General features: G+C 60.1%; 7 protein-coding genes. 1 reads left to right on the top strand and 6 read right to left on the bottom strand.

Annotated elements, in window-relative coordinates; all coding sequences use genetic code 11:
- Positions 1–13: 13 nt before the first annotated feature.
- The 3 genes from SIAM614_RS26835 to katG all read right to left on the bottom strand — a co-directional run bounded on the left by SIAM614_RS26835 (position 14) and on the right by katG (position 5,872).
- Positions 14–2,653, bottom strand: a complete 2,640-nt coding sequence (locus SIAM614_RS26835; RefSeq protein ID WP_006939418.1) for a DUF3141 domain-containing protein — start codon at positions 2,651–2,653, stop codon at positions 14–16.
- Positions 2,654–2,662: 9 nt separating this feature from the next.
- The gene (gene fabI / locus SIAM614_RS26830; RefSeq protein WP_040441265.1) at positions 2,663–3,427 is read right to left on the bottom strand and encodes an enoyl-ACP reductase FabI; all 765 of its coding nucleotides are present in this window, start codon (positions 3,425–3,427) and stop codon (positions 2,663–2,665) included.
- A 273-nt stretch (positions 3,428–3,700) separates the two neighbouring features.
- Positions 3,701–5,872, bottom strand: a complete 2,172-nt coding sequence (gene katG, locus SIAM614_RS26825) for a catalase/peroxidase HPI (protein ID WP_040441242.1) — start codon at positions 5,870–5,872, stop codon at positions 3,701–3,703.
- A 251-nt stretch (positions 5,873–6,123) separates the two neighbouring features.
- Here katG and SIAM614_RS26820 point away from each other — a divergent pair, with 251 nt between their 5' ends.
- Entirely contained in the window at positions 6,124–7,047 is a 924-nt protein-coding gene (locus tag SIAM614_RS26820; protein WP_006939415.1) for a hydrogen peroxide-inducible genes activator, read from the top strand.
- 17 nt (positions 7,048–7,064) lie between these two features.
- Here SIAM614_RS26820 and SIAM614_RS26815 read toward each other — a convergent pair whose 3' ends face one another.
- From SIAM614_RS26815 to SIAM614_RS32265, 3 genes are all read right to left on the bottom strand, one after another.
- Complete coding sequence (locus tag SIAM614_RS26815) at positions 7,065–8,243, bottom strand: MFS transporter (protein ID WP_040441241.1); 1,179 nt, start codon at positions 8,241–8,243, stop codon at positions 7,065–7,067.
- A 137-nt stretch (positions 8,244–8,380) separates the two neighbouring features.
- The gene (locus SIAM614_RS26810; RefSeq protein WP_006939413.1) at positions 8,381–9,046 is read right to left on the bottom strand and encodes a class I SAM-dependent methyltransferase; all 666 of its coding nucleotides are present in this window, start codon (positions 9,044–9,046) and stop codon (positions 8,381–8,383) included.
- Positions 9,047–9,192: 146 nt separating this feature from the next.
- Complete coding sequence (locus SIAM614_RS32265; RefSeq protein WP_157140115.1) at positions 9,193–9,339, bottom strand: hypothetical protein; 147 nt, start codon at positions 9,337–9,339, stop codon at positions 9,193–9,195.
- Between the last annotated feature and the right edge of the window lie 81 nt (positions 9,340–9,420).

The raw sequence follows: 9,420 nt of genomic DNA, 5'->3' as shown, positions 1-9,420 counted from the left end.
ACGCCCCCTCTTATTATTCTGCCGATTCTTGCGGTTTCTTCGCGGTGCTGCGCGGTTTGCGCGAAACGGCCGTCTTGCGCGCCGGCGCCTTGCGTGTTGCAGGCTTGCGAGGAGACGACTTGCTTGGCACCGCCGCAGCCGAGGCAGCTTTTACAGGGGCTGTCCGCTTTGCGGGTGTCTTCGCGGGGGCGTTGCTCGCTGCCTCTTCCTGGGCAGCCCTGGTATCTTCCTTGCCTGGCTCGACAGAGACATCCGTCACCGCCAGCGGATCATGCAGTATGTCTTCCGAAACCGGCGGCAGACCCAGTACCTCGTGGAACTGCTGCAGGGTTTCCAGGGTATGCGGCGTCATTTCGTCAATCGCCCCGGGCACGAAGCGGACAACCTTGGCGGCGAGTTCCCGCTCTTCTTGCGTTTTCAGCAGCTTGGGCAAGGTTTCGAGCGCCTGTTCCGGCGCAAATTCGACGATCATCGTCTGTTCCTGAAGTATGAAGCTGCGTTCGTCTGCGGTCAGCGATTTGAATGGCTCGTCCTGCGTCAGAACACGGGCAGACCTTTCCAGACGGTCGCGGCGGACATTGCCCCGGCTGTCGGCAAGCAGGATCAGCATACGGATGACCGCTTCGCAGAAACCACCTTCCTCGATATGCATCAGGGCGGCCTGAACCGGCGGCAGGCTGCGCAGCTCGTCCTTGCGCTTCAGTGTCCGGCCCGGTTGCTTGCTGCGGCCGAACCAGCGCATGTAGGGTGTTCCCCAGATCGAGTAGAACAGGTTTTCATAGGCGGTGTCGCGCAGATCCCGGAAGAGATCCATGGATTGCTCGATCAAGGCCGCATTGACCTTTTCCAGTTCCACAAACGGGTTGCCGGCACTGGCCGGAGACCTCTCGTTTCTGGCTCGCTCGGCAATGCCCGGCAACCAGCCCAGCGCCGGATTGAGGCTGGAGAACAGCGCCCGTTGCATTCTGAGCGGATGGCTCTTGCGGCGCAGGTCCGCGCTCTGCTCTGTCACGAAAGCCTGGACGAAGGGACGCACACAGACATCGTAGAATTCGGCTTGCTGTTCGGAGGCACGGGCGACAGCAGCGAAGGGAATTTCATCGTCCCGGCCGTCATCGATCTTTGCCAGGTCTTCCATCTTGCGCTCATGGAAGCTCACCGTGAATTCCCGCTCAAGCAGAGGGCCTTCATAGTCGTCGATGGTCATCTCATATAGGCCCGGTGCCAGCGCCTCGATTGTCTTCAGCGTCGAGGTGACTTCGGTGTGTTCCTTCTTGGCGATCTTGGAGGAGACGAAAATACCGAGGTGTCCGACCTGTTCGTGGATCATATAGATGATCCGCTGTCCGCGGATGGCGATTTCCCGCTCGTCCGTGTAGGTGTCGATGATCCAGTTGAGGGCCTGCTGCGGCGGGGTGATGTTATCGCCGTAGCTGGCAAAAACGATGATCGGCGCACGAATGTGCTTGATGTCGACGTTTCGGCCGGTTTCGAGCTGCGCTTCGTTCTTGGAAAGACGGTTGCCGACGAAGAGCTGCTCGACAATCCATTTCATCTCCGCTTCGTTGAGCAGGAAATACCCGCCCCACCAGCGTTCGAACTCCAGGAAGCGTTTCGGCTCGGTGTCGACCTTTGAATAAAGATCGTAGTATTTGCCGAAGTAGTTCCGGGCCGGATTGAGCATTTCAAAATTCTGCACGATGTCGGCACCGTCGAAGATGCCGTGGCCGAGGTCGGAGTAATACATGGCGTTCCACGTTCCGCCCAGAACACCGGCGTTATAGCGCATCGGGTTTTCGCCAACACGGCCGGACCAAGTGGACACAGGTGCGCCATTGAGAATGATCGGCCCGGTCAGGTCCGGGTTCATGGCAGCCAGCAGCAGCGTCGCCCAACCACCCTGGCAGTTGCCGGTCACGACAGGATTTGGCGCTTCCGGGTGCAGTTCCATCACCTTGCGAACGAAGGCCGCTTCTGCGTGGGTCACGTCTGCCAGCGTCTGGCCTTTTTCCGGCATGCGCTTGAAAGCCACGAAATAGACGGGGTGACCGTCATGGAGGGCAACACCCACCTGACTGTCCGGTTTGAAGCCGCCGATCCCTGCGCCATGCCCCGCGCGCGGATCAATGATGATGTAGGGTCGTTTGAATGGCTTGGGGTCGCGGCAGGGCAGATCAGCCGGCGGGATGATTTTCAGCAGCATGTAGCAGCTTGGGCGCGGCAGATCGGCCCCGTCCAGCACCACCTCGTAGTCATAAATCAGAACAGGCGGACAGCCGGCCTCTTCGTGATCCATGAAGTTGTCGCCACGCTGGCGAAGCACATCCATGGTGAGAACCGTGCGCTGGGTGGCGTCCTGCCAGTATTCCTCCCATGCCTGATAAAGTGAGCCGGCCTCCTGAGCGCCGCCCATGTCTTTCACGGCCTTTCCGTACTCGGCAACGGTCGCCTGCCAACGGCTCTTGTGGTCGTCTGAAATCCTGGTCAGGTGCTTGCTCAGCCCCCTGCCCATCAATTCCCCCAGGTTGGACAGTTCCGTTGCCTGCGCCTGCAGGGCCGTGAACCGTTCAGATGGGCCCCAGGCGGTTGCGTCATGCAGCGACTCCAGAAATTCGTTCTGGCCTTTTTCGAGCGCGTCAAAAATGTCCCTCATCAGGACCTCCTATCCAAGAATGCTGTAGCCACCGTCGATCGGATGTACGGCGCCGGTGACGTTGAAGGCCTCCCGGCTGGCCAGAAAGGCGGCATAGGCCCCGACATCGTCGATCGTGGCCAGGTGATGCGTCGGCGCGCGTTCGGCCGCGTCGTTCAAAAGTGCGTCGAATTCGGCGATGCCGGAAGCGGCCCGTGTCTTGAGAGGACCAGGGGACAGTGCATGAACCGAGATCCCCTTCGGACCGAGTTCGGCTGCCGCATAGCGGGTTGCCGCTTCCAGCGCGGCCTTGACCGGCCCCATGACGCCGTAGTTTTCAACCACCCTCTGCGCCCCCATGAAGGAGACCGTCATGCAAGTTCCGCCTTGAGGCATCAGGGGTTCGGACCTTTTGATAAGCCGCAAGAAGGAATGAACAGAGACATCCATCGCCAGCGCAAAACCGTCGGACGAACAGTCGATCACGCGGCCATGCAGGTCTTCCTTTTTGGAAAAGGCAATGGAATGGAGTAGCGTGTCGAGGCGCCCCCACCTGGCCTCGATTTCGGCAAACAGCGCCTCCATCTGGGCAGCGTCGCTCACGTCAAGTGGGGCGATAATTTCGGCATTGAGCTCTTCGGCGAGTGGCCGCACATAGGCTTCGGCGCGCTCATTCAGATAAGTGATCGCCAGATCGGCGCCCTGCGCACGGAACGCCTTTGCGCAGCCATAGGCGATGGACTGATCGTTGGCGACGCCGACAACAAGGGCCTTGTAACCCGTCAAATCAAACATATGCGCACAGATCCCGAACCTCAGTTCCGGACGGTCGGAAGAAAACCGGCCGGCCGCCACACGTTGCCGTTTCAAGCGCAACCTGAAACTGCTTCGCAGTGCAACATAAACCTTGTGACGGAACAATGACCTTTTCAAGGAGATAGGGGTTACTGCGGATGAGTTTCTTTTGCTGCATCGCAATAGAGGACCCCGGACGATGAACCGGAAAAGAAAACGGCGCCCCGGGTATCCCGGGGCGCCGCCATCTGTTTCCAAGGGCCGTGACCGGTCTTACAGCAGATCGAAACGGTCCGCGTTCATGACCTTGGTCCAGGCTTCAACGAAGTCCTTCACGAACTTCTCGTTGTTGTCGTCCTGAGCGTAGACTTCCGCATAGGCCCGCAGAATGGAGTTGGAGCCGAAGACGAGGTCTGCGCTGGTTGCGGTCCACTTCAACGTGCCCAACTGCCGGTCGCGCACTTCATAGGTGCCGTCGGCGGCCGGATGCCAGCTATTGCCCATGTCGGTCAGGTTGACGAAGAAGTCCGTGGTCAGAGCGCCTTCACGGTCGGTGAAGACACCATGCTTGGAGCCGCCATGGTTGGTACCCAGCACGCGCAGGCCGCCCACCAGAACAGTCATTTCACGCGCGGTCAGGCCCAGAAGCTGCGCACGGTCGAGCATCATTTCTTCCGGGCTGACAACATACTTTTTCTTCTGCCAGTTGCGGAAACCGTCTGCGACCGGTTCCAGAACCTCAAAGGATTCCGCATCGGTCTGCTCGTCGGTCGCATCCCCACGACCCGGAGCAAACGGAACCGAGACGTTGAAGCCACCGGCCTTGATGGCCTGTTCCAGACCGACATTGCCGGCCAGAACGATGACATCGGCTACGGATGCACCGGTCTCTGCGGCAATCGGCTCGAGCATGGCCAGAACCTTTGCCAGACGGTCCGGCTCATTGCCTTCCCAGTCCTTCTGCGGAGCGAGACGGATGCGCGCGCCGTTGGCGCCACCACGCTTGTCGGAGCCACGGAAGGTCCGGGCGCTGTCCCATGCGGTTGCGATCATCTCTGCAGCGGACAGGCCACTGGCGGCGATCTTGGCTTTCACGGCGTCCACATCGTAGGAGGTGGAGCCTGCCGGGATCGGGTCCTGCCAGATCAGGTCTTCAGCCGGAACATCCGGGCCGAGATAGTTGACCTTCGGGCCCATGTCGCGGTGGGTCAGCTTGAACCAGGCGCGGGCGAAGCAATCGCGGAAATAGGCTTCGTCGGCCATGAACTTCCGGCAGATCTCGTTGTAGACCGGGTCCATCTTCATGCCCATGTCGGCATCGGTCATCATCGGATTGCGGCGGACTGACGGGTCGGAGGCATCAACCGGCTTCTTGTCTTCCGGCATGTTGACCGGTTCCCACTGCCATGCACCGGCCGGGGACTTGCGCAGTTCCCAGTCGTAATTGAACAGGTAGTCGAAGTAGCCCATGTCAAACTGGATCGGGAATTGCGTCCAGGCGCCTTCAATACCGGAGGTGAAGGCATTGGAGGCCTTGCCGCCCTGGTCCGGATTTGACCAGCCGAAGCCCTGCGACTCGACGCCGGCAGCTTCCGGCTCGACACCGATACCTTCGGCTGAGTGGTTGCCGTGGGCCTTGCCGACGGTGTGACCGCCACAGGTCAGCGCCGCGGTTTCCTCGTCGTTCATCGCCATGCGCTTGAAGGTTTCACGTACATGGGCAGCGGTTCTGACCGGGTCCGGCTGGCCATTGACGCCTTCCGGATTGACGTAGATCAGGCCCATGTGGATTGCCGCCAGCGGGTTCTCCAGCGACGTTGCATCATCGGCATTTTCGAAACGGTTCTCGACAGGTGCGAGCCATTCCTTTTCCGAGCCCCAGTAGACGTCGGTTTCCGGACCCCAGATGTCCTCACGGCCGAAACCGAAACCGAAGGTTTTGAAGCCCATGGATTCGTAAGCCATATTGCCGGCCAGAATGATCAGGTCGGCCCAGGACAGCGCATTGCCGTATTTCTTTTTCACCGGCCACAGCAGGCGGCGGGCCTTGTCGAGGCTGGCATTGTCCGGCCAGGAGTTCAGCGGAGCAAAGCGGATGTTGCCGGAGCCCGCACCACCGCGGCCGTCCTGCATGCGGTAGGAGCCGGCGGAGTGCCATGCCAGACGGATCATCAGACCGCCGTAGTGACCCCAGTCGGCCGGCCACCAGTCCTGGCTGTCGGTCATGAGTGCGCGGACATCGGCCTTGACGGCTTCGTGGTCCAGACCCTTGACCGCTTCACGGTAGTTGAAGTCGGGGTCCATCGGGTTGGTGCGCGCACCGCGCTGGTGCAGGATGTCGAGGTTCAACGCATTCGGCCACCACTTCGTCACCGGCTTGTCCATCGACGTGTTGCCACCGTGCATTACAGGACAACCGCCTGTCTTTTCCACTTTAGCGTCCATAACTCTCTCCACTTAAATCTGAAACGTTCGATTATTCGGGCCGCATGAGACGCCCGTAATATCCGCAGACCCGCTTGAGCCCGGGACAGATCGGTTTCCTCAAATCTCCCTAAACTTTCGAGCCCAGCAGAAACCCGGCAATGCAAGGGGGTGTTTGCTCGCCGCCCGCTTCTGTTTGAGCCCCTTGACGCTAGCAAAGGCAATCCATCAGAGGAAGTTGAATTTTCTGATAAGTTCGATAAGCTGACCTTATGATCAATATCACCCTCAAACAGTTGCGCTATTTCGAGGCCCTCGCCCGTCACGGGCATTTCGGCAAGGCAGCCGAGGCTTGCGCCATTTCGCAGCCCGCGCTGTCCATGCAGATCAAGGAAATGGAGGAAGTGCTCGGCGCCACCTTGTTCGAACGTGGGGCCCGCCAGATCCGGCTGACACATTTTGGTGAAGTCGCCGCCGAACGTGCCCGCGACATCCTGCGGTCGGCCGAGGAATTGGGGGACCTTGCCAGGGCATCACGCGAAAGGCTTGTGGGGAGGCTGCGGATCGGCGTCATTCCGACGATCGCACCCTATCTCCTGCCGAGCGTCGTCGGGGCCTTGACCAAAAGCTATCCGGAGCTGGACATACATGTGCGCGAGACCGTCACGCCAAAGCTGATCGATGAGCTGGACGAAGGCCGCCTCGACACGGCAATCGTTGCCTTGCCGGTTTCCGAAGGTACCCTCGCCGAAACCGCTCTGTTCAGCGAGCGCTTCGTCCTCGTGCGCTCGGCGCGCGAGGCCAATGCGCCGCTGCCGAATGCCGACAGCCTGCGCGAGATGCGGCTTCTGTTGCTGGAGGAAGGCCATTGCTTTCGCGATCAGGCCCTCTCCTTCTGCAATCTGCAATCCGGCCCGCCGCGCGAAGTGCTGGACGCCAGTTCTCTTTCGACACTTGTTCAGATGGTGAGCGCGGGAATGGGCGTGACGCTGATCCCGGAGATGGCCGTTCCCGTGGAAACGCGCTCCGCATCGGTGGCAATTGCCCGTTTTGAAGCTCCTGAACCGACCCGGACCATAGGCATGGTCTGGCGCCGCAGAAGCCCGTTGGCGGGCCAGCTCACGGAGATCGCGGATATCGTCAGGCGATCCGCCGAAGGGCTGACGGCCTTGCGGGATCAGCCGGCACTCAGCTGATCTGCTGCCCGTTTAGGTTATGCCTGCGCAGCAGAGCGCCGGAACGTCATCAGGCCCAGCAGCGCCATGGCGGCGGCAAGGCCAAGCAGCACGGCCCTGGCGTCGTCACCGGCTGCAAACAGCGCAACGATCAGTCCGGCCAGCGGTTGGGACAGGTTGTTGAGGCAGATGATCACGCCGGTTGTCTTGCCGAATTCCTCCGGCGGTATGATTTCCTTGCGCAGGGTGCGCACATAGATGTTGAACATCTTGTCGAACCCGGCAATCAGCAGGAAACCTGCCGCATAGATCAAGGGATGGGTCCCAAGGCCCGTCAGCACGGCCCCTGCGCAAATCAACCCGTAAGCCGTGACGCCAAGTGTTTTCAGGCCGAGCGCCACATGCGCTGTCAACGTCAGTACGGCGAGCGTCGCAAGCGCTCCGCCGACCTGGAGCCAGGCGTAGACCTGCTCGCTCTGACTGAAGAAACCGGTCATCATGGCGGCCGCCGTTGCCAGGGTCGCCCCGATGATCAGATTAACCCCGGCAGCCTGCAGAATGGCCCGTGCCAGACCCGGCAAAGTCCAGACCAGCGTGAGCGCATGCCTCAGATCCGCGACCGGATGACGGGCAACGCGCGAAACAGGAGCCGCCTCCATGCGCGCCTGGCCGGGCCAGAAGTGAAAGGCGAGGTCGGCCAGCACGAACAGGACCGTTGCCAGCACGACCACCGCCTGCCAGGGCCAGAACGCCATCAGGTAGGCGGCCACCAGAGGCCCCATCACCACGCCCATTTGCGAGGCAAGCTGGCCATAGCTTGCCACTTTCTCGAAGCGCTGATCGGAAAAGGCGCGCACCAGCACCATTTCCAGCGCCAGCATGCCCTGCGTCGTGAAAATGCCGACGACGGCGGAAAGCCCGATCAGCCACCAGACCCCACCGAAGGCAAGCTGACCGGCAATGCCGGCGATGCAGGCCACAGCCCGCAGAATCCGGCTGATGCGCAGCAGCAGGATCGGCGGGAACCGGTCGCTCAATATGCCTGCGACGGGAAAGGTCAGGTAGCGTGGCAAGGTTTCGAAAAAGAAGGCCAGGCCGGACCAGCCAACATCACCGGTGATCTGGAATATCACCAGCGGCACAAGGAACAGAAGAATCTGATCGGCCAGAACCGTCAGGAACATGGACGCGAAAAAGGCGCGGTCGCGGACGAGCATTTTCAACTTTCAAGGGAGCATTCGTGGCGAGGTAGATCACACCTAGCACCCGAAAAGCCTCTCTGCAAGTTGCCTCGGCGCTTCATTTCAATCGATTTAATGCCGTGTTTGACGGCCTTTTCGAGCATCGCACCGCATTAGAGTTTCCGCGCCACGACAAACCGGCTGTAGGGAGCCGGATAGGTTCCTGTCTCGATGATTTCGAAACCGGCGGACCGGATCTTTTCTTCCAGCATGTCAAAGGAAAGGAAACGGACAAACGGTGCCTTGCCGAACAGTTGCATCACCTTGACAAGGGGCGCGAACAGCCACGCCCGTCTTTTCAGGCAAACGGTCTTCGAGATGTAGAGACCACCCGGTTTCAGAAGCTGGTGGATGCGCGACAGAGTTTCCTCGGCATTTTCCACCAGATGCAGGAAATTGAAGGCAACAACGGCATCATAGCCGGTTTCGCCCGGCTCGACCTTGTCACTGAAGACATCGGCAACTGCAAACCTCAGGCCCTGCGGAGCCTCCTTCGCCTCTGGCCCGCCTTTCAGTTTTGCCTCGGCGATTTCGATCATGCCGCTGGCAAAATCCGTGGCGAGGTAGGACCTCACGTTGCCGGCCAGCAGCAGCGCCGTGGTCCCCGTGCCGCAGCCGAGTTCCAGGACGCTGTCCTGAGGCCCCAGATGCGCGCTGGTCCGCTCCAGCGTCTTTTCATAGGCGTCCTGGTTGCGGATCGGAGACGCGGCATATTTGCGTGCAACCTTGCTCCAGAAGCCGGCGGAAGACGGCATGTCCTTGGTCCATGTTGTCGCCATGGTCGATGTTCCATTTCTAACAGATAAGCGGAGACGCAAACGGCCGGCCGAAACCGGAACCGGTGGCGAAGATGACAGCCGGCACATAGGTGCCCAAGCCTCGAAGAAGCTTCGAAACACCGGCTGCTCGAAGCTTCTGGATCCCTCTATTTCTTCTTCTTTCGGCCGCCGCGCAGGCCGAGATCTTGAAGAATGTCACGGCCGATATCGCGGCCGCCAGTGGGTGAAGCCAGAAACTCCAGAACCGAAAGAACGATATTTGCCAATTGGATCATCAAAGATGACGGGCTCATTGGCGTCTCCTTTCGACAAGAAATGTACGCCCTTCAGAAATGAATGAGAATTGCCGAAATCTGGCTAGTTGATATACATAT

The sequence above is a fragment of the Roseibium aggregatum IAM 12614 genome, from assembly GCF_000168975.1.
Lineage (GTDB): Bacteria > Pseudomonadota > Alphaproteobacteria > Rhizobiales > Stappiaceae > Roseibium > Roseibium aggregatum.
The sequence above is the reverse complement of the archived record's forward strand: the minus strand, read 5'-3'. Positions and strand labels throughout refer to the sequence as shown.

Excerpts from the sequence above, each read along its gene's own strand:
- SIAM614_RS26835 (WP_006939418.1), bottom strand. The coding sequence starts at position 2,653 with ATGAGGGACATTTTTGACGCGCTCGAAAAAGGCCAGAACGAATTTCTG.
- fabI (WP_040441265.1), bottom strand. The coding sequence starts at position 3,427 with ATGTTTGATTTGACGGGTTACAAGGCCCTTGTTGTCGGCGTCGCCAAC.
- katG (WP_040441242.1), bottom strand. The coding sequence starts at position 5,872 with ATGGACGCTAAAGTGGAAAAGACAGGCGGTTGTCCTGTAATGCACGGT.
- SIAM614_RS26820 (WP_006939415.1), top strand. The coding sequence starts at position 6,124 with ATGATCAATATCACCCTCAAACAGTTGCGCTATTTCGAGGCCCTCGCC.
- SIAM614_RS26815 (WP_040441241.1), bottom strand. The coding sequence starts at position 8,243 with ATGCTCGTCCGCGACCGCGCCTTTTTCGCGTCCATGTTCCTGACGGTT.
- SIAM614_RS26810 (WP_006939413.1), bottom strand. The coding sequence starts at position 9,046 with ATGGCGACAACATGGACCAAGGACATGCCGTCTTCCGCCGGCTTCTGG.
- SIAM614_RS32265 (WP_157140115.1), bottom strand. The coding sequence starts at position 9,339 with ATGAGCCCGTCATCTTTGATGATCCAATTGGCAAATATCGTTCTTTCG.